Annotated in this window: 21 protein-coding genes; 9 read left to right on the top strand and 12 right to left on the bottom strand. The window is 42.9% G+C overall.

What is annotated here, in order from left to right; all coding sequences use genetic code 11:
* Nucleotides 1-21: 21 nt before the first annotated feature.
* Nucleotides 22-972 carry a beta family protein gene (locus C7Y69_RS15970; RefSeq protein ID WP_126873355.1) on the top strand — a complete coding sequence of 317 codons (951 nt, stop codon included), beginning with the start codon at nt 22-24 and terminating at the stop codon, nt 970-972.
* A 33-nt stretch (nt 973-1,005) separates the two neighbouring features.
* Here C7Y69_RS15970 and C7Y69_RS15965 read toward each other — a convergent pair whose 3' ends face one another.
* The gene (locus C7Y69_RS15965; protein ID WP_126873354.1) at nt 1,006-1,578 is read right to left on the bottom strand and encodes a sce7726 family protein; all 573 of its coding nucleotides are present in this window, start codon (nt 1,576-1,578) and stop codon (nt 1,006-1,008) included.
* A gap of 420 nt (nt 1,579-1,998) precedes the next feature.
* Between C7Y69_RS15965 and C7Y69_RS15955 the strand changes: the two genes are divergently transcribed.
* From C7Y69_RS15955 to C7Y69_RS15945, 3 genes are all read left to right on the top strand, one after another.
* Complete coding sequence (locus C7Y69_RS15955; protein ID WP_126873353.1) at nt 1,999-3,000, top strand: ImmA/IrrE family metallo-endopeptidase; 1,002 nt, start codon at nt 1,999-2,001, stop codon at nt 2,998-3,000.
* A gap of 4 nt (nt 3,001-3,004) precedes the next feature.
* Complete coding sequence (locus tag C7Y69_RS15950; protein ID WP_126873352.1) at nt 3,005-3,640, top strand: hypothetical protein; 636 nt, start codon at nt 3,005-3,007, stop codon at nt 3,638-3,640.
* 96 nt (nt 3,641-3,736) lie between these two features.
* Complete coding sequence (locus C7Y69_RS15945; protein WP_044447465.1) at nt 3,737-3,901, top strand: hypothetical protein; 165 nt, start codon at nt 3,737-3,739, stop codon at nt 3,899-3,901.
* Between the two features lie 131 nt (nt 3,902-4,032).
* Here C7Y69_RS15945 and C7Y69_RS15940 read toward each other — a convergent pair whose 3' ends face one another.
* From C7Y69_RS15940 to cadR, 11 genes are all read right to left on the bottom strand, one after another.
* On the bottom strand, nt 4,033-4,785 hold the full coding sequence (locus C7Y69_RS15940) for a MauE/DoxX family redox-associated membrane protein (RefSeq protein WP_044447467.1): 753 nt from the start codon (nt 4,783-4,785) through the stop codon (nt 4,033-4,035).
* Between the two features lie 39 nt (nt 4,786-4,824).
* The gene (locus C7Y69_RS15935) at nt 4,825-5,334 is read right to left on the bottom strand and encodes a DUF305 domain-containing protein (RefSeq protein ID WP_044447469.1); all 510 of its coding nucleotides are present in this window, start codon (nt 5,332-5,334) and stop codon (nt 4,825-4,827) included.
* 22 nt (nt 5,335-5,356) lie between these two features.
* Nucleotides 5,357-5,791 carry a two pore domain potassium channel family protein gene (locus C7Y69_RS15930; RefSeq protein WP_185864188.1) on the bottom strand — a complete coding sequence of 145 codons (435 nt, stop codon included), beginning with the start codon at nt 5,789-5,791 and terminating at the stop codon, nt 5,357-5,359.
* The gene (locus C7Y69_RS15925) at nt 5,791-6,537 is read right to left on the bottom strand and encodes a copper resistance protein B (RefSeq protein ID WP_126873350.1); all 747 of its coding nucleotides are present in this window, start codon (nt 6,535-6,537) and stop codon (nt 5,791-5,793) included. The genes C7Y69_RS15930 and C7Y69_RS15925 overlap by 1 nt, the downstream gene beginning before the upstream one ends.
* Before the next feature lie 11 nt (nt 6,538-6,548).
* Nucleotides 6,549-8,348, bottom strand: coding sequence for a copper resistance system multicopper oxidase (locus C7Y69_RS15920; RefSeq protein ID WP_126873349.1), 1,800 nt, complete (start codon nt 8,346-8,348; stop codon nt 6,549-6,551).
* A gap of 97 nt (nt 8,349-8,445) precedes the next feature.
* Nucleotides 8,446-8,829: a hypothetical protein gene (locus C7Y69_RS15915; protein ID WP_044447478.1), complete on the bottom strand. Its 384-nt coding sequence runs from the start codon at nt 8,827-8,829 to the stop codon at nt 8,446-8,448.
* 323 nt (nt 8,830-9,152) lie between these two features.
* A complete protein-coding gene (locus C7Y69_RS15910; protein WP_126873348.1) occupies nt 9,153-10,460 on the bottom strand; it encodes an APC family permease in 1,308 nt (435 codons plus the stop codon).
* A 36-nt stretch (nt 10,461-10,496) separates the two neighbouring features.
* A complete protein-coding gene (locus C7Y69_RS15905; RefSeq protein WP_044447482.1) occupies nt 10,497-10,949 on the bottom strand; it encodes a hypothetical protein in 453 nt (150 codons plus the stop codon).
* Between the two features lie 170 nt (nt 10,950-11,119).
* Nucleotides 11,120-11,962, bottom strand: coding sequence for a sterol desaturase family protein (locus C7Y69_RS15900; RefSeq protein WP_126873347.1), 843 nt, complete (start codon nt 11,960-11,962; stop codon nt 11,120-11,122).
* 76 nt (nt 11,963-12,038) lie between these two features.
* The gene (locus C7Y69_RS15895; RefSeq protein ID WP_052806655.1) at nt 12,039-12,803 is read right to left on the bottom strand and encodes a helix-turn-helix transcriptional regulator; all 765 of its coding nucleotides are present in this window, start codon (nt 12,801-12,803) and stop codon (nt 12,039-12,041) included.
* 128 nt (nt 12,804-12,931) lie between these two features.
* On the bottom strand, nt 12,932-13,321 hold the full coding sequence (gene cadR / locus C7Y69_RS15890; RefSeq protein ID WP_044447485.1) for a Cd(II)/Pb(II)-responsive transcriptional regulator: 390 nt from the start codon (nt 13,319-13,321) through the stop codon (nt 12,932-12,934).
* Nucleotides 13,322-13,400: 79 nt separating this feature from the next.
* On the opposite strand from cadR, the gene C7Y69_RS15885 reads away from it, so the two are divergent.
* From C7Y69_RS15885 to C7Y69_RS15860, 5 genes are all read left to right on the top strand, one after another.
* A complete protein-coding gene (locus C7Y69_RS15885; protein ID WP_012518514.1) occupies nt 13,401-14,018 on the top strand; it encodes a cation transporter in 618 nt (205 codons plus the stop codon).
* A 454-nt stretch (nt 14,019-14,472) separates the two neighbouring features.
* Nucleotides 14,473-15,792 carry a TolC family protein gene (locus tag C7Y69_RS15875; RefSeq protein ID WP_126873346.1) on the top strand — a complete coding sequence of 440 codons (1,320 nt, stop codon included), beginning with the start codon at nt 14,473-14,475 and terminating at the stop codon, nt 15,790-15,792.
* A gap of 14 nt (nt 15,793-15,806) precedes the next feature.
* Entirely contained in the window at nt 15,807-16,742 is a 936-nt protein-coding gene (locus C7Y69_RS15870) for an efflux RND transporter periplasmic adaptor subunit (protein WP_100971747.1), read from the top strand.
* Between the two features lie 60 nt (nt 16,743-16,802).
* A complete protein-coding gene (locus tag C7Y69_RS15865; protein WP_126873345.1) occupies nt 16,803-19,922 on the top strand; it encodes an efflux RND transporter permease subunit in 3,120 nt (1,039 codons plus the stop codon).
* Nucleotides 19,923-20,085: 163 nt separating this feature from the next.
* Nucleotides 20,086-20,331, top strand: coding sequence for an ArsR/SmtB family transcription factor (locus tag C7Y69_RS15860; protein ID WP_260563535.1), 246 nt, complete (start codon nt 20,086-20,088; stop codon nt 20,329-20,331).
* The last annotated feature ends 51 nt before the right edge of the window (nt 20,332-20,382 follow it).

Raw genomic sequence — 20,382 nt, 5'->3', positions numbered from 1 at the left:
AAACAATGATAAGGAGAAACGATGTATTATCCCAACTTACGTGTAAAAGCTGGAGAGCTTAAAGCATTGTCACATGCCCCAAATGATTGGCAGGAGAAAATATGCCCCATTTGGAATGTAGAATTTTTAGCATCATTTGAAAAAGCGATCCCAGCGATTGCCGCCACTTGGCCAACTAACAATATAATGGACCTATCTCGTTTTCAATTAAAACGAGTATCAGCACATATTCAACAAATGATTGTTCAGCATGGGTTGCGTTTTGCTATCGATCCGTTTGAAATATCTGATTTAGACAGCAGCGTTGTGTCCGCGTTTGAAGCAAATCCGATATTTCGAATTGAATTTAGTAACGATGTAAGTATCTTTGACGATTCAGTGATTGACGAGCTTGAAACCGCTCTTATACCTTTTGCCTTTAATACTAACACACTACTGCTCATTGATATGGGTGAAGCCAATGATGCAATGATTGCGAGGGCATCGAGCGTTGCAACTGCCATTGAGCAGTTGCATGACGTTGGCTTTTCTAACATTGTCTTTTCATCAGGCGCTTTTCCCACCACACTACAAAATATTGTGGGCGATGAAGAGATCCCCCGGTTGGATAAACAGCTTTATCAAGATGTGGCGGGTGCATTAACATTTGATCTCCACTATGGAGACTATGGCACGTTAAGTCCTCTTTGGGATTCTGGCGAAACACGACGCTCTGGTCATATTGCAATTAAGTATACACTTGATGATCATTGGCTGGTTTTGCGACAAAAAGGTAAGAATACCCAAGCGATAATAGAATTAGCCGAATTCTTAATATTGCATCCCGATTATCGTGGCCCGGCTTTCTCGTGGGGAGATGAAAACTGGCACAACAAAACACTGACACCTCCGCAAGCTGGACCCGGCAATTCAACCGGTCATGTAGCAGAGTTTATGAATCACCATTTTGCTCAGGTGTTGTTTAATGGATAACGATGTAACCATGATAAGCGCTCTATAGCGCGTCTAAGCAACTTGCTCGCTGGGACGCCAGCGAGACAATTGTCGCTGGGTCAATGCCTTTTTTGTCGCCTCTCTTAATTGTGAAAGCGTCAGGTGCTCTGCAATTGTCTTGCGCAGTTGCTCATGATGCATTCGCCCGATGCCTTTAGTGATCCCAGACTGTTGTAAAATGGCACGAGCATCTTGGTTCTCTAGTAGATCAGCCATTCCACTGATATTCACATGAGGGTTGGACTGGGCTGTCCTGACAGTACGTAATTGACCCGAGCCAGATACTTCAAGCACTCCCCACCATTTCGGGATAATGCCAAATGCCTTATTCAAGTGTTTTGTCGCACAGACTAAGGTGACTCTGTCAAAAGACTGTTCATATTGCCACCCTTGGGAAAAGAGGCGTTTCAATGTATCTCGGTGACTCTTGATCTCAAAGCACTCAAGTCGGCTGCCACAGAACACAACATCGGCCCGAGTAAGCCCATTTTGAATAGGAACTTCTTCGCACAGTTGGTTTTCTGAGAATGACTTACGTCTTGCAAGTCGCGCAAATAATAAGTGTCTAATTTCCGGATCAGTCATGTTGATAGCTTACTTGATTTAGTCTGTAAATGATAATAACATAAATAGTCAATTATGCATTTAATATATATATAATGAATATCGATAAATTACAAAAAGATTTACTAAAAAAGTACTGTGACAAGGGATTTAACACATCTGTGTCTATCGCTGAACATGTAAACATGTGTCAGTCGACGGTTTATAGAAATTTGTTCCAGCCACAGAAAAAACTAACTAAAGGGTTATTAGTATTATGCAATTATGCAAATATTAATTATAAAAAGTATCAAGAAATTGATCCTAAATCACATCAATACTTAATGGATGTGTTAACTAACGTTTGGAATGGTACTGACGGTCACGCAAAGCAATTGGGGAGGCTGTTATTGGCGGCACACTCATGTAAACTTGAGCAATAATAATGACATTGGGGGCGAGATGACCGCATTCAAGCTTCCGTCGAAGTCGGCGGTTTACAAACAGATCCGAGATGTCGGCATTAGTAGGGCTACCCTCAATAGAGTGCTGCCTGCGTGGTGGGATGATGCATTATTACAAAGCAACTCAGGTTTTTTACAGTTTGCCAAAGTACTTGATCAACGATTAGGATTAAGTGTCTCAGTCAACGATGGCAACGTATCATTTTTACCCGCTGCTTACACGGTACAATTTAAAAAGCGCGCTCATATCGATATTCAACAATTGTCTGACGCAACTTTTTTATGTCAAGCGGTGGCAAATACACTTATCACAGTGCTCGAGTACAATCACTGCACACCCGATCTTATCCGTTTACAACAGTCGTTGGACTCATTAGGGGAACTCACATTAGCCAACGTGTTGCCAATTTTTTGGGCGTGCCATATACCAGTCATTCATGTGTCTCGCTTTCCAACCAATATTGCACGACCTGCGGGAATGGTGATGCGCTCTAATGAGCATTATGCCATCGTACTGGGTCATAAACACAAGAGTCCCTCTACGCAGCTTTTTGTATTGTTACATGAGCTTGGGCATATCATGTGTGATCACCTTACGCAGGATGGAAGCTTAACGGATTCAGTGTTACCTGAATTAGGGGAATCATTAGAAGTTGAGACCGACCCACAGGAAGACGAAGCCGATGCGTATGCGCTTCGACTGCTGCGCAAAGAGACAGATATTGTTTCAATGGTAAAGCGACTTGGGCGATTGAGTCGACCTGCTGAATTGGCTATTCAGGCTAAGCGTTCAAGCCAAGCGAGCGGCGTCAGTGCTGGGCACTTTGCATTGACGTATGGGCGCGAAACAAGAGATTGGATTTTGACTCAGCAAGCGCTGCGGTTTTTAGAAAAGGGAAACGCCATAGCGACATTACAATTTTCATGTGCTGAGGCAATGCAGCAGCTAGACGTGCGTTCAGAGGATAGTGAGTATCTAATGAGTATGCAGTCTGGGTAGCATAGTGAAAATTAATATTTTTACGGATAACGATGTCATTTTTAAATTGGCACGTTATGCATTATTGACTGACTGTGTCGACCTGTTTACTCATCACAGCTATGTGTTCCGTTACCTTGATGCATTGCCATATGTTGCGGGCATACACACCCCTTCAAGAGCGAATAAAATGGGATTCGAACCGGCGCACATACAAAGTATTCTTTATTTTGTATCTCACAGCGAACCTGTCACAATCTCCGACGAGCAAGCCCTTGATGTTATTGCACAACTTCGTACCCCTCACCTTGACGCAGGAGAACTTATTCTCACGTTTGGCGCTCAAGAAAACAAACCATCAAACCTTTTTACGGGTGATAAACGAGCTTTAAAGGTGGTTAACCGAATGCAACATAACGGTGTATTAGCAATGGAAGGTTGCCATATGCTCCTGTTGGAAGAGGCTATCCGTTTGCTTATGATGTCTGGTGATAGAGATCAGGTTATTGCAAGTATCCAATCTCGTCCACATGTAGATAAAGCGATTGATATATGTTTTCGTGACATAGCGTCGGTAGACGACGCCTTGAAAAGCTACATAGAAAGCATTCGTTCTCAGTGCAGTTTACTGTCATTCGGGTTAACCCAAAACATTTGTTAACATGGAAATTTGGCCTGTTATTTGCGTTAGATAATGTGTGTGTTATCCGGCACACCAGTTTTTAATGAGATCAACGCGAACAGAAGGGTTTCCACGATGCTAAATACCGATTTACTCCAAGTCACGAACACGCCAAATCAAGCCATTAAACCAACAGACAACGAAACCAAACAAAGTGAAGACGGGGGTTGTAACAAAGAGAAGTTTGAAGATTCGCTAGAAAAAGCTTTCAAAGCATTCTCGACAAAGAGTGACGATTAAAAACGTGGCAAGTTTTGGCCGCTGGAAGCGCCTATTTTCCCATTGCGGGCAAATGGGCGCATAAAGTATTTTAGAGCAATTTGGAAAGTGATTGTGGCTTCATCAATAGGTGTTAGAGCAACACCCAATGTTTAAGCTCCAATTGCTTGATAAAGCATCCAAATTCCAGCACCAATCATAAACAAATTTTCAGTAAGCGAAACAAAACCGAGGGGAACATTACTGTCTCCGCCGACGCAAGCGCATTTCAACTCGCGTTTATCTACGTAAACAGCTTTAAATACCGATACTGCACCAATGGTTCCAATAAAGAGAGATACGGGGCCAACGACATAGCCTGATATTCCGGCAAGCATACCAATCCCAGCGAACGCTTCCGCAAATGGATAAACGTAACCGTATCGCACACTGCGCATCGCTAGTAAATCATAAGTAATAAAAGAATTAGTAAAGCCATATAAATCGCGTAATTTTTGAATCGCAAGAATCGACATACTAAGTGCAACAAAGACTTCGATGACTGGAACGGTCGAAAGTGACCCAATTGTGCCGGCGTGCGCGAATACAATACCTAACGCCATTAGAAATGCGGTCGCAAAAATGGCAATAACCGGCGTGTAGGTTGTGCCAGTCTGCCCCGCTTCTCCCATATCAAAAAATTCCCTTAGCTCGTCATATCCCCCAATACGGTTGTCATTAATAAATGTTTGAGGTGTTGTTTCAACGCCATGTTTACCCTTAAATTTATCCGTTTCTTCACGAGAGCTAAGTTTATGATCGTCGATTTTATAACCTTTTCTTTCTAACAGGTCTTTAGAACGCAAGCCATAGGGGCAAATATGTTCCTTCGTATGCATTCTGTATAACGTTGCAGATTTACTCATGTTTGCTATCCGGTATAAAATAATAATAAAAGATAATCGTTACTTTTTACTAAAGTCGGGGACTGGGCGCTGAGTTGCTTCATTCGCTGAGGCCACGATGCCATTATTGTTGATATCTGAGATTAACCATTTCATTTCCTTAATCTCACGCTCTTGCGCGTTTATAATTTCTTCGGCCAATTTTTGAACTCGGACATCATCAATATTTGCACGCTCACTGGTTAAGATCGCAATAGAGTGATGAGGTATCATTGCTTTCATCCACGCGCGACCTTCAATGGTGACTTGCGATCGCACCAAAAACAGCGCCAAACAAAAAACAACGACACTACCTACTAAAATTGAAGCGTTTTTAATTTTGCTTTCATACATATTCAGCATAAATAGCAGCATGATGACCGCCATCATCGCCCCCATGTAGATAGCCATGTATAAGCGAGTCTCGCTAAAGAAAACGTGTTCAATTGAATATGAATTTAAGTACATCATAACCAACATAAAGGCGGTAGAGGTAAGTATCATCACGAAAAATTTAGTATATTTAGTCATGTTTAATTCCTTGAATTCTAGATTAATGTTTCATGTATTTAATTAAAACTGAGGCCGAACAGCTCACGAGTAAAAAGCCAGTCATTGCTTCTATTCCAGCAAGAAATCTCAAATGAGAAGTCGCTTCAATCTGGCCTAGCCCAAGCGTAGTCAAGTTGATTAGCGAAAAGTAGAAAAGCTCAATAAACTGGTTTAAGCTGCCACCCTTTAAGTTCCCTAGGTCTATTGCTATGGAAACTTTAAAAGCAAATGTAAACCACAGAGCTGCTAGCAATTGAGACGCTGTAATCCCACAAAACAGTACAATTAAACCGCGTGCTCCATTGCGAAGACGAACTATGAATTTCGTCAAGTACTGCAATATACGGTAATGGCTAATTGCACTTGCAATAATTGCTAGTAATGCGACTGACAACTGAATCAGTAACGCCATAAACTGTTGGGATAATTCAGACATTAGAACCACACTCGGGCACCGAGAACCACACCTGCTTCATGCACAGGATCGCCTAGGCCACGTAGATTATCCGCTGAGTTTCCCAAAGCTCTAGACCAATAGGCACCAATATACGGGGCAAATTCCCGTGAGACCTCCATTCGATAGCGAAGGCCAACACGAATTGAATTAAACCCAGAAGGTCTATCAAACCGTTCTGACTCAGAAAGTGAAGCAGAGAGTGATATTCGCGGTTGCAAATATGAGGTTTGTGAAATGCGATAGTCATACTCGGCTTCCATTGAGACACTGACATCACCTTCTTCGTTAATAATAAGTGAACTATCTACTTCGAATTGATAGGGTGCCATTCCAAAAAGACTAATAACAGCATAATTTTCCATATTACTGTCACTCGTCAATTCGCCACGGGCGCCAATTCCAACCTGAATTTCCCAAAAAGGTGCAATTAAGCGACTAGCAAGCAGTTCAGCTCTTTCAATATCCGTTGGCTCCCCATCGTTTTGTTTATTTTCACCTTCACTTTTAAAATAAAGACGGTACGTGTCGCCTCCATACCATGCGATCATATCCCAAACCGCGATGTTCTCCTCACGGTTGTTGCGCGCTACTTCTAGCCTGTCAAATAGAACAATACCATTAAGTGTATCTTTGACAGGCGATGGCCAGCTTTCAGGTGTTTCTTGTGCGACACTACGAAGTGTTACGGTAAGTATTATTAGTCCAAATATAATTCGTAAATTCATGAAGGTACCCCTTAAGAAACGTTTACAACGCGGAACATACCAGCGTCCATGTGATATAGAAGGTGACAATGAAATGCCCAATTTCCGGGTGCGTCAGCGCTGATCAGTAAAGAGACTTTTTCGCTCGGTTTGAGACTGATCGTGTGTTTACGGGGGGAAGGGGAGTTACCATTTTCTAGCTCCATCCACATACCGTGAAGATGGATGGGGTGATACATCATCGAATCATTGACAAGAATAAGGCGCACGCGTTCCCCGTACTTGAAATGAACGGGCTTATCCACTTCAGTGAATTTTTTGCCATCAAAAGACCACATGTATCTTTCCATGTTACCGGTCAAATGCAGTTCGATGGTTTGTGTTGGTTCACGGTTATCTGGCCACTGCTTGGCACCTGTAAGGTCTGAATAAACAAGTACCTTGTGAGAAAGCCCATCAAACCCTATTCCAGGGTCGTCTAGTCGGCTGACCGGATTTTTGGCAATCATAGACGCACCTGGTCCGTGGCCGTCCGGTGAGTGCTTAATAGGAATTCCATCCACAGGAACTACCTTGTTTTGCATCGCTGCCATCGAATGATTAGGACCGTGATTTTCTTGGCCACCATAAGTCTCCTTGTTGTTCGTAGCGTCCATTGAATCCATGTCAGCCATTCCCGACATCCCCATAGCGTCCATACCTAATTCAGGCATTGGGCGAAGTGCCGGGATACTTGCTTCTTTGCCGACAGATGTTGCCAATGTGCCTCTGGCATAGCCACTTCTGTCCATGCTTTGTGCAAAAATGGTATAGGTTTTAGTATCTTTGGGTTTTACGATGACATCATAGGTCTCTGCAACAGCGATCCGTATTTCACCTACTGTTACTGGCTTAACAGGCTGACCATCTACTGCAACAACTGTCAGATCCAACCCTGGAACTTGGAAATCAAAATAGGTCATTGCTGACCCGTTAATAAGCCTAAGGCGTATGCTTTCTCCGGGTTTGTACAATGCAGTCCAGTTTGTTTGCGGGTCACGGCCGTTCATCAGGTATGTATAGGTCGCGCCGGTTACATCGAGTATGTCTCTTGGGTTCATGCGCATACGAGACCACATTGCTCGTTCTTTGACCGTATTGATCAGTCCTTGGCTCTTTATATCTTTAATCGTGTTTTCGACTGTACGCTGCTGATAATTATAATAGCCCTCAGCAACTTTAAGGTGACGGAAAACATCGTGAGGGTCTTCAAAGGTCCAGTCGCTGAGAATAATGGTGTGCTCCCGATCTGCACCGATGTCGCCATCTTTTGGTTCAATAACCATGGGGCCAAGGTGCCCAAGCTGCTCCTGAAGACCTGAATGACTGTGGTACCAATATGTACCGTTTTGTTCAATATCGAATTCATAGGTAAAGGTACTGCCAGCGGCGATACCGGGAAACGATACGCCAGGTACACCGTCCATCGTGTAAGGGAGTATCAATCCGTGCCAGTGGATTGACGTACTTTCAAGCAAGTTGTTAGTTACATTTATAGTGACATGCTGACCTTCTTTTAGACGCACTAACGGGCCCGGTGACGAACCATTAATTGTAATTGGTAGGCCAGCTGCGCTTGCAATACGCTTGTGCTGCCTGCTAATCATCATATTGATGTTTTCCCCGCTGACAACGTTGTTTCCAAAACTTGGTTTTAACTCTTGCCCAGCATGAGATAAGCCCTCTGGATTAGCCCAGGCTGGTGAAATTTGACGTAAAAGCGCTGTCCCACCTAATGTCAAAGCGGCAGACTTAACGAATCTGCGCCTATCTTTATTTAATTTGTTTAACATAAATTGTTCTCTAATTTGATGGATAGATTCAGACACATGCTTACGTTAAAACGGACCGAGCATGTACCGAGTTTTCGTAGTTAAAACTAGAACGGGCTTATGCTATTGGGGGTCTAAGCAATCTAGAAGGAGGAGACCGTAGTAAATCACCTTCGAATAATGAGAAAACATAATCAAATGACTTAATTTTGTAGTGATAATTGCCGGTCAGTAGCCAAATTGTAAAACAATTTCCATGAGAACAATCGCAAGATTCTGTACAGCACTCCTCATGACAGCTCTCATCAACATTATCTTCAATGTGCATTTGAACATGCAGCTTTGCTTGTTCAATTTCCGGTGTTCCCTTCATGGATGAGATGTTGCCAGTACCTTCACTTTCGCAACCCAATACAGATGAACCATAAGTCACACTTGCAATAAGCATCAAGCACTTGATAAGTGTACTTAAAGCTATTGTCGTGTGGTCGTCGTGAGTCATCTAAATTTACAATCCTTTAATAGCTGCAATTCGACACAGTGTAAAAATTACCTATCCGCGCATAACATTTACAGCGTCAGATGGCTTATGCCGTTTGCTTAGTATGTATTTACGGTTTACCTAAGACAATCCAATATTTGTGCCATAAGTTCTTTAATACGTGATATTGCTGTTACAATTATCAATCAATGAGCTGAATAAAGTAACGATTTTCATTCGCCGGAAAATACGGATTACAATTTAGTGTGAGATTACTTCTACTAAAATCAGAATGTGGAAAAGAGTTATGCAGACCTCAGTTACCTATCTATATAACAGTAAAATCATTTTCTTTTGCGGCTAAGATAAAGCTTCTCTGCGGTAATTATCAGAAACAAGCCCGCTAATGACGTCCAAATTACGATGCTATCCGTTTTCACCTTAACGACGATGAAAGCTATCAGTACAATTAAATCTAATGTAATGGCGGTTAACAGTATAAACCGGTTGGCAGAAATTTCTTTACGCAGGTAGTTTAGTACGCCCCAGTGAATCGCAATATCCATCAGCAGATAGAAAATCACACCCAAAGAAGCGATTCTGCTTAAATCAAAAAATATCGTTAACGTCATAGCAAGGACTATTGTATATACCAGCGTGTGTTTTTGGATATTTCCTGGCATACCAAAATGGCTGTGTGGTACAAGCTCCATGTCAGTTAGCATCGCTAACATACGCGATACAGCGAATACACTTGCGATGACGCCTGACACGGTAGCAATTATCGCAAAACCGACTGTTATCCAAAGTCCATATTGTCCGAAGGCTGGTTTTGCTGCTTCTGCCAATGCATAATCGCGCGCTGCGACGATCTCCTTGATTGATAGGTTTGTTCCAACTGCTGCGGCAACTAATAGGTATATGAAAATACAAATCGCAATTGAAATGACTATTGCGCGACCCACGTTTTTACGTGGATTTTCGATTTCACCGCCACTATTTGTTATTGTAGTAAAGCCTTTAAATGCCAATACGGCTAGCGCGACGGCCCCCAGAAAGTCAACAATCGAAGCGTCGGTCGTTTGAACAAAAGTGTCAACAACTCCTCTTTGGGCCGCATATATTCCTCCAGACGCTAATACCGCCAATCCTAAAGCTTTGGCGATTCCCATTACAAATGAAATAGATTGGATAGCCTTATTACTCATAATGTTTATGAAAAAGGCAAAGATCAATACTGCTACACCTAACGCTGGGACAAACCAATCGTTGGGTTTTGTATAAATTATTTGTACGGTATATTGACCAAATGTCCGCGCAACTAAGCTTTCATTAATTACCATTGAAAAGTACATGAGTAATGCAAAAACCGCAGTGGCAGTCCCCTTGCCATAAGCTTTTTGTAAAAACATGGCAATCCCTCCTGCAGAAGGATAAGCATTGGATAACTTCACGTAGGAATACGCGCTTGCTGATGTGATCATTGCCGCTATGATAAAGGCTAATGGGAACCACTCGCGGGCCAATTCAGCCACTTGTCCGGTCAAAGCAAAGATACCTGCACCGATCATGACACCTGTACCCATTGCAACCGCGCCAATAAGACTGAGACTTCCTTCTTTGTAATTTGACTTGTGTTGGTGCTTCCTCACAACCTCACTCCATAGTTTATGAATCCAATGAAAGGCTTATAATTCGTGCGCTCGGTTAATACCATGTGCCATTATTTTAATCTCTTGTTGTTCGGTTTCTAAAATAGAATCAAGTAGTTCTATTTGATGCCCAACGACCATTTGCTTCCTTAGATACGAAAATAATTCGATAATTTGTTGATGGCGTTTCATAACGTGCTCTATGACCTGTTCATAAGTAGTGCAATCATCTAGGTTAGGCGGACACAGTAAAGGTATGTCAGGCTTATCGTTTATGTACTCAACAAAATAAGTATCCAATTCTCCGGTTTTACCTAAGTTTTTGAAGGCTAAGATCAGCTTACTTAGGTGGTTTTCATGCATTGCGAGATAATCGAGTACAAGTTTGTTCAAATCTGTCTTCTTACAACAGCAATGCAGTTGTTCAGCGAGAGCCTTATGGTAATTAGCTGTCCACTCTAAAATGTCACTGAATTGCTCAATTTGCATTTGTTTTTCCTCGAAATAACGATAACTGCTAAGTTAGGCTACCGAACATAAGTAATTAACTCATGACGCTGCTATTACTGTTTGATTACATGTTTGTAATATTCCTCATGAATAATAGTCTGGAGCAGCAATTGTCGAGCAGTTGATTAGAAAAGCAAAAGCTAAATCTTTCACTTAAAAGGCTGAAAAAGCTGCGAGATATAATTTTGTGGGTAATTAGGTTGACTACCAATTCCTAGCTCCCCATTACGTGGTGAGGGTCGTTCATTAGAATTGGTGACGAATGTGCCAAGGAGGTGATCCCATAAATGTGTAAACAACCCAAAATTAACGTCACCTCTGGTACCGTCTTTTACGTGATGATGTCGGTGACCTGGGGCAACAGCCCAAACATATTTTAGCGGGCCAAGCCGCATATCAACGTTAGAGTGTTGCAACAGCAACTGTATGGTAGCACTAAACCCTAACAATGCGCCTATTTCTAAGGGCATACCTATCAAAAGTAATGGGAGTGTACCTGCACTTAGTTCAATCGCTTGGTGAAGGGGATGCTTTAACAATCCATTGAACCCGTACATTCGTTCAACGCTATGATGAACCGCGTGTAAGCGCCAAAGCACTTTGTATTTATGACTAAAATAATGTGCCATCGTTATCCCAAAATCAGCGACGATGATGGCAAACCCAAGTTGTAATAGTAGCGGCCAATGGTGTGGCCAAATACTAAAATGCGGCACTATCGCGGTCATTATTGGGATAAACGCGACCGTGAGAGCCAAAGAGCCTTCATTGACAATGGCATGCACTATATCTCGCCCGAAATCGCCCTGCGGTGTATTCCATGCTTTTTCATATGGTAACCATTTCTCAGCTACAAAAGATAAGGCGATGGCGAATAAAAGCAGGGGGATAAGCCAAGCTGGAGATCCTGTGTTTTGGGAAATACTGGTTGCAGCAAAGATAAAGCTTAAAAAAAATAATGGACTGAACATCCATTGGACCAACGTTCTCATAGTATTTACACATTCGCGTTTTTATTGATGCGTATATTATTCCCTAGTCAAACTTGATTCGGCTTGTATCAAACGGCTAATTACTGTGAATTTTAATGGTGTGCGGTTTGAATAACGAGGAAGGTGCAAATCCAAACAGCTGTTTAAACGTTTTACTCATATGAGGTAAGTCAGAAAAACCCGAAGCATGGGCAGCCTCAGTCAATGTTGCTGACTTACTCAGTTGTTCTATTGCGGCGCGCACACGCCACCAGACAATAAAACGACTAATAGGTATACCCACTTCTTGCTTAAAAAGATGTGTGAGACGACTTGGGGACAAGAAAACCTTCGATGATAAAAACGCCATATCGATTGCACAACCTCGCTGCGAAGCAATAATGTCGATGACCGCTCGTACCCGTTTATCCTCTGGGCGCGATGAAAGCGCAGGACTGTAGACTAGCCCTACCGCTTTATTTACTGTTTTCCACACTTTGTCGATATCGACGTCAGTAAATAGATGCTTAGAAATGTATCCCAATTCTTTACCAGTAAGCGGCAGAGTATTAATTCCATCACTCCTGGTTTGACGCAAGGCAGTGAGAAATTGTTGGTTATGCCTATCCTCAGGCTCTAAATAGATGACTACAATTTGATCATCCTGCGCAAAAAGCTTGTGAGGGACATCTTCGAAAATCACAATACATTGTCCGGTGTGAATACTTTGTGCCTTGTAATCTTGAACCGAGATGTCTCTGTCTAAACCAATGCAAATTTGGACTGCATGATGTGCATGAACATCATTATCAGGACTGACTCCGATGTAAATCGCTTTGTAGGGCCACAAATGAATATGCATGGCTGACTCATTATCAAAAGTTCAGGCTAGTATTTTTTGCTTCACAAATCTATACACATGACGAATGTTAGCCGATAGATACAAGTTAAGGTGAGCGCCCGCTATGAAATTGTATGCTTCTTACACTTTTAAGTGTGTAAATAATTTAAAATGCCACAGTCCCTAATGGTTTTGTTTTGATCACACTTTGACGCCATATTTTCGAGTGATGACTTTAATGCGTTTAGCTCTTTAATGCGAATAATGACGTCTGATAAATGCTTAGCTATTAACGTATTGATATTTGAACAGCTCTGATCTGGCCTCGAACGACTGTCCATGAGCGTTTTTACTTCCGTGATAGACATATCTAATGAACGACACTGTTTAATAAACAGGAGTTGTTCAATAGTCCCCTTGTCGTAGACACGATAATTTCCACTTGAGCGCTTGAGCTCAGGTAAGAGACCTTTCTTTTCATAAAAACGAATGGTCTGAATACTACAACCTGTCGTCTTTGCGACATCACCAATTTTCATTTTTTTCTCCTAACCGTTGACTCTATACCAAGTATAGACTTTATACTCATGTCATTCATCAGTAAAGAGTGTGTTTCTAATGAGCGGATGTGGGTGCGAAGTTGAAATAAAAGACCAGTCTCAACGACAGGTTTTGTATTGGCTTTTGGGAATAAACGCGACAATGTTTGTTATAGAAATGGGGATCGGGTTGCTTGCTGATTCAACCGCATTAATAGCCGATTCACTTGATATGCTCGCCGACGCAGTTGTCTATGGTGTTGCCCTTTATGCAATTGGTAAATCGCTATTACACAAAGCGAATGCGGCTAGAATTAGCGGCTTTTTTCAGATGGCACTGGGTCTGTTGATTATCATTGATATTGTAAGACGGTCAATTTACGGTAGCGAACCTGTATCGGGACTAATGATGGCTATGGGGGCAGTTGCACTGGTTGCTAATGTCATTTGTCTTGTGATCATACGCAAACAAAGAAATGAAGAAGTGCATATGCGGGCAAGCTGGATATTTTCAGCCAACGATGTGATTGCCAACTTAGGCGTTATTTTTGCTGGCGTTTTGGTGTTTTGGCTCGATTCTCGATGGCCTGATCTGGTTATCGGTGTGATAGTTTCGTGCGTTGTGTTGCGCGGGGCAAAAATGATCCTCGAAGATGCTGGAAATGAAAGACAGCGAGCGCTTAATGCGCAAAGTTGATAAGAACATGCCAATTTTTAATTGCACATCAAAACTGCGTAGGTTGGCATGGCTACTTATTACTTTGCTCATGTGTCAATCGGGCTTTTCGTTCGCCGCTCAATGCGATGACTACCCGGCGGAGGTATCGTCAGTCCCTGAACAATCAAAGTCCATAGGCACTTATGATGTTCCCGAAAAAAATGTAAATGCTGGTGTTAATACGTCGAGCGAAGAGTCACAGTGTTTCCATTGTGTGCTGTGTCAATGTGGACAGATTAAGTTTCTGGCACAACACCCAATAAATGACGTAGCTAAACCGTTATGTACCAATCAATACAGTTATTCCCGCAACGTCACTGACGGCCTAGTCGAAGGCCTTTTGCGCCCACCTCAACATTAATCCATTCCCTCCTATATGTTTGCATGGGCGCTTTCCATGTATGTCGTTATCTTATGAACAAAAGGTTCTTTTATGCGTTCTTCACGCCCATTGGGCATAAAAAAAGCTAGCTCAGCGTATCTGAAATTGATATCTGCTGTACTGGTAACCATGAGCATATCTGTTCAATCTGCCAATGCACAAAAGTCTTCAATCACGCTTGAAAATGCGCTCAAACGCACATTATCAAACAACCCAGATTTAGTTGTGTTCGAATTTAAATCTTCGGCTTTGGATGGTGAATCAAAAATGGCCAGCTTACGACCTGAAATGTCAGTTGGGGTTGAAGTTGAAAATGTGTTGGGAACAGGCGAAGTGTCTGGTATCAAAGATGCCGAATTGACACTGACCTTATCGTCGGTCATCGAGCTTGGCGATAAAGTCAGCGGCCGAATGAATGTGGTGAGTTCAAAAAAAGCACAACTGCTTACACAACGGCGCATTCGTACGCTGGACATCTTGGGTGAAACAACTCGACGATATATCAATGTCATTGTCCAACAAGCGTTGCACAAGACTGAGCAACGAGCTGAAATGTTGGCTCGCACAATGCTTCAGACAGTCTCTACACGGGTTGAAGCGGGAGCTTCTTCACCACTTGAGAAAAAACGTGCAGAGTCAGCGTTGTCGCAGGCGCGTTTGTCGTTATTGATAAGTGAACAAAAACTCAATGAGTATAAACGCGACCTGGCCATCATGTGGGGTGACACTAACGCTGCGTTTGCGGAAGTTGAAGGGACACTGTTATCGTTTCCAAATTCACTATCACTTGAACATATGCTTTCACAGCTTCAAAGCAATCCACACGTTTTGCTTTATGCTGATAATTATCGGGTTCAAGAGGCCCGACTAAGAGTGGTTCAGACTAGTCAGCAGTTCGACATTGCGTGGGAAGCCGGTATCCGAAGAATGCAGGGAATTGATGACACAGCGTTAGTCGCCAGTATTTCGGTGCCGTTAAATACCAAGCAGCGGAATCTAGGTGAATACGAACAACAGCGCGCATTGCTTGACAGTATAGACTATCAAAAACAAGCGAAAATTCGTGAACTCACTCGCCAATTAAATCAAGTCATTAGCGCAAAAGACCAAGCCTTGCTCACTGTTACGACCCTTCAAGACAATGTCGTCCCAACATTAGAATCTGCATTGAAATTGGCGCGGGATGGCTATGAAAGTGGTCGCTACAACTATATAGAGTGGGTGACAACGCAACAGCAACTCATAGATATGCAACGAACTATGATAAAAGCCGCAGGCTTAGTTCACCTTCGAAGCGCAGATCTGGAAGCACTTACAGGTCTTCCAATTTTTACGACGTCCCCTTCGACTTCTGCTCAATCATCACAATGAATAGAGAAAAAATAATGAATAAATCACAATTTACATTAGTTACTAGCGCACGTGACTTGCTTGGCATGTTAGTCATGCTAGTTACTTTACTGTTTGCTTCTGTCGCCCTGGCTGATGATGACGATGAGGAAGCCGAAGAAAGACCCGAGTACGTAGTGTTATCTCAAGAACGGATGCTTGAACACGATATCGTGACTGCATCGGCCGCATCAGGAACATTATCGCTCACAACCAGAACCTTTGGGCGGATAGTTCATGATCCTGCGTCACTGAGTCATATTCGTGCCCGCTTCGACGGTGTTGTAAAACGTATCATGGTGAATATTGGAGATAAAGTAGAAAAAGGTGACACGCTGGCAATCATTGAGTCAAACGAGAGTTTAAATCAATACTCAATCACCTCACCGATGTCTGGAAAAATCATAGCTAGACACGCCAATGATGGTGAGCTCACCAACGGTCAAGTGCTGCTTTCTGTTGCTAATTACTCTCGCGCAATTGCTCAATTGGCTATTTTCCCCAAACAACGTACTCATATTGCCGCTGATATGGAAGTCACTTTAAGGCTTGAGGAATTGCAGCAACAATCAAGTATAAGCCACATTACGTCCTCACCAGATGACAAACCCTATTCTATCGCGTTTGTGAACGTTAATAATGGCAGTGGTTATTGGCCTTTAGGCGCTATGGTAGAGGGTAATATTCAGATTGGTTTCCAAGAAGTCAATCTGGCACTCCCCAAAAGTTCAATACAAGAGTTAGATGGGCAAACCATTGTTTTTGTCAAAGAAGGGGAACGATTTTACCCCCGCCAAGTAAAACTTGGGAACACGGACAACCGTTTAGTAGAGATTGTGAAGGGCGTGCAAATAGGCCAGCAAGTCGTTGTAGAAAATAGCTATCTACTAAAAGCTGATTTATTAAAAATGGAGGCGGGCGATGATGACTAATTACTTGCGCATTTATTGTCAAAAGCAAAGCCAAGTCCATAAAAACGGTGAGGTGAGAGCATGATTGCACGAATACTCCGTCTATCCATTGAGCGCCGTGGTGTCATGATGTTGTTCGCCTTGTTTGTCGCCTTTTTTGGTATGTACAGTTACAAACAACTGCCGATTGATGCTGTGCCTGATATCACTAACGTGCAAGTGCAGATAAATACCGCAACCCCAGGTTACTCGCCTTTGGAGACTGAGCAACGCATAACGTTTATAGTTGAAACCTCGCTGGCCGGTTTGCCTAATTTATCGTATACCCGCTCGATATCACGCTATGGCTTGTCGCAAGTCACAGTCGTGTTTAAAGAGGGCACCGATTTATATTTCGCACGAAATCTCGTCAACGAGCGTCTCACCGCCATCGCGGCGCAATTGCCAACAGGGTTAACCCCTGAAATGGGCCCTATCGCCACAGGCTTGGGTGAAATTTACATGTACTCGTTAAGTGCTGAGCCTCAGGCGCGACAGGACAACGGTCAACCCTATGATGCTATGGCATTAAGGGAGATCCATGATTGGGTAGTTAAGCCCCAATTGTCGCTTGTTGAGGGGGTGACCGAGGTTTATGCGGTAGGCGGATTTGAAAAGCAATATCATGTGAATCCTAATCCAGTCGCAATGATAAACTTTGGGATAAGTACAGGTGACCTTCTCAGTGCGCTAGAACGCAACAATGCGAATCAAGGCGCTGGTTTTGTAGAACAAAATGGGCAACAAGTACTGATCAGATCGGAAGCCCAACTGAAGGGCATCGACGATATCGGCCAAGTGGTTGTTAAGATCATTGATGGCGTACCGGTAAAAATTCAAGACATCGCCCAAATCAACCTCGGTAAAGAGCTGCGCTCTGGAGCCGGCACGTTAAATGGCCAAGAAACAGTGATTGGCACGACAATGATGTTAGTGGGAGAAAACTCTCGTACGGTCGCCAAAGCTGTGGACAGTAAGCTCGAAACCATTAAAACAAGCTTACCCGAGGGCGTTATCCTTGAAGCGGTTTACGATAGAACAAGCCTCGTTGACAAAACCATCGACACAGTACAAAAAAACCTCGTCGAGGGCGCTTTACTTGTCATCGTTGTGCTATTCGTTTTGCTTGGGAATGTGCGAGCTGCACTTATTACAGCCGCTGTAATACCCATGGCAATGCTTGCCACGATATCGGGTATGGTCAAAACCGATGTGTCTGCTAACTTAATGAGTTTAGGCGCACTGGATTTTGGCTTGATTGTCGATGGCGCAGTTATCATTGTTGAAAACTGTATCAGACGATTATCCGAATCCCAGAAACAAAACGGCGCTACTCTACCGCTCAAAGAAAGGCTGAATGTTGTTTATGAAGCCACTAATGAAGTCATACGCCCCAGTTTGTTTGGTGTATTGATCATTACCATTGTTTATATCCCCTTGTTCACGCTCACTGGCGTCGAAGGTAAAATGTTCCACCCCATGGCAGCGACCGTGATAATGGCTTTGCTTGCCGCAATGGTATTTTGTTTTACCGTAGTGCCTGCGGCGATAGCAATTTTCATGAGAGGTAAAATTAGCGAAAAAGAAAGCCCAATTATTAAAGGTGCAAAGGCAGTCTATCGTCCTGTTTTAACCGGAGCGCTGCGTTTTAGATGGCTAGTGGTAGTAGCAGCGAGTGCTTTGGTTGTCGGCAGTTTATGGATGGGCAGTAAATTAGGCTCCGAGTTTATTCCCCAGCTCAATGAAGGTGATATCTTAGTACAAGCCATTAGGATCCCTGGGACAGGGGTAGAACAAGCAGTTGAAATGCAAAAAACTCTTGAAGCGAAACTTATGCAGTATGAGCAAGTACAGACGGTATTCGGTCGCACGGGTACGGGTGAGGTCGCCACCGACCCTATGCCACCAAACATTACTGATACGTTTGTTATTTTAAAGCCTAGGGAGCAATGGCCCGATCCATCAATGACAAAAGCTGAGTTAGTGAAAACGTTTGAAGAGGACTTGTTTACTTTGCCCGGCAATAATTATGAATTTACGCAACCTATACAAATGCGTTTTAACGAATTGATTAGTGGCGTAAGGGCAGATTTGGGGATAAAGCTATTTGGGGATGACTTAGATACGCTCTTTGCATCTGCTTCTGACATTTTGACCGTTATTTCAACGATTGAAGGAGCTGATGACGCGAGGCTTGAGCAGGTAGAAGGCATTCCAATCTTCACCGTCACACCAAAGCCTGATCAATTGGCACGCTTTGGTTTGGATATAGCCGACTTGCAGTTATGGCTCAATGCTGCGACAGGTGGAGAAACCGCTGGAATGATTTTTGAAGGCGACAGACGCTTTGAGATTGTCGTGCGATATGGCGACGACATTCGAAATGAACTCACTCAGCTTGAGAGCGTTCCCATCGTCACGCCCTCTGGTGAGCATGTACCGATAAGCGAATTAGCCACACTGGCATTTAAAGAAGTACCTAGCCAAATAAGCCGGGAAAATGGCAAACGTAGTATTGTTGTCACAGCAAATGTGCGTGACAGAGATATTGGTTCTTTTGTCGAAGAAGCGAAAGCGAGGATAAAAAATGAAGTCAATTTGCCAGCTGGATACTGGCTTGATTATGGTGGCACCTTTGAGCAGCTTGAAAGTGCAAGCCAACGCTTGACTATTGTAGTACCTGTCACCTTATTTGTGATTGTGACTATGTTGGTAATTGCGTTTGGCTCAATACGTGACGCTTTAATTATTTTCACTGGCGTCCCGTTGGCACTGACGGGTGGTGTTATGGCGCTTTGGTTACGGGGTATGCCATTGTCGATATCTGCTTCAGTAGGATTTATTGCCTTGTCAGGAATTGCAGTGCTCAATGGTTTGGTGATGTTGTCGTTTATCAAGCAACGTTTGTTGGAAACGGGCGAATTGATGAACAGCATCGTTGAAGGCGCACTTATTCGTTTGCGGCCAGTATTGATGACGGCACTAGTGGCAAGCCTCGGATTTGTACCCATGGCGCTGAATACAGGTATTGGTGCAGAAGTACAAAGACCGTTGGCCACTGTTGTGATAGGCGGCATTGTATCATCGACACTACTGACGCTTGTCATTCTTCCGGTTCTTTATCGCATAGTATATGCAAAACGAGAAGGTGTTCTTAATTAGAGTAGATGAAGTAATCAGAACTTGTCATTGATTACTTCACCTTTTTGCTTGATAAAACATTATAAACGTATATTCTAACTTGCATTAATATGTGTGTATAGGTATATTGGAATATATGAATATAAAAGAAATGCGACGGTCTGCCGAAGTAGCATCGGAACTAATGAAAATTTTATCGAACGAAAATCGACTTATGATCCTGTGTCAATTAGTCGATGGTGAAAAATCCGTGGGTGAATTAGTTGAATTATTGGACTTAAACCAACCCACCGTATCACAACAGTTATCTAGAATGAAAAACCAAGGGCTTGTCAGTTATAGAAAAAATGCGCAGACAGTGTATTACTCACTCAAAGGTGAAGCGGCGCAAAAAGTGATCACAGTGCTTTATGAGCTCTATTGTGAATAGCCAAACATAGATACGTAAATAAGAACGATGTATCCCGATAGGTACGTCAAT

Origin of the sequence: Alteromonas sp. KS69 (assembly GCF_003989595.1) — a bacterium.
Lineage (GTDB): Bacteria > Pseudomonadota > Gammaproteobacteria > Enterobacterales > Alteromonadaceae > Alteromonas > Alteromonas naphthalenivorans.
The sequence above is the reverse complement of the archived record's forward strand: the minus strand, read 5'-3'. Positions and strand labels throughout refer to the sequence as shown.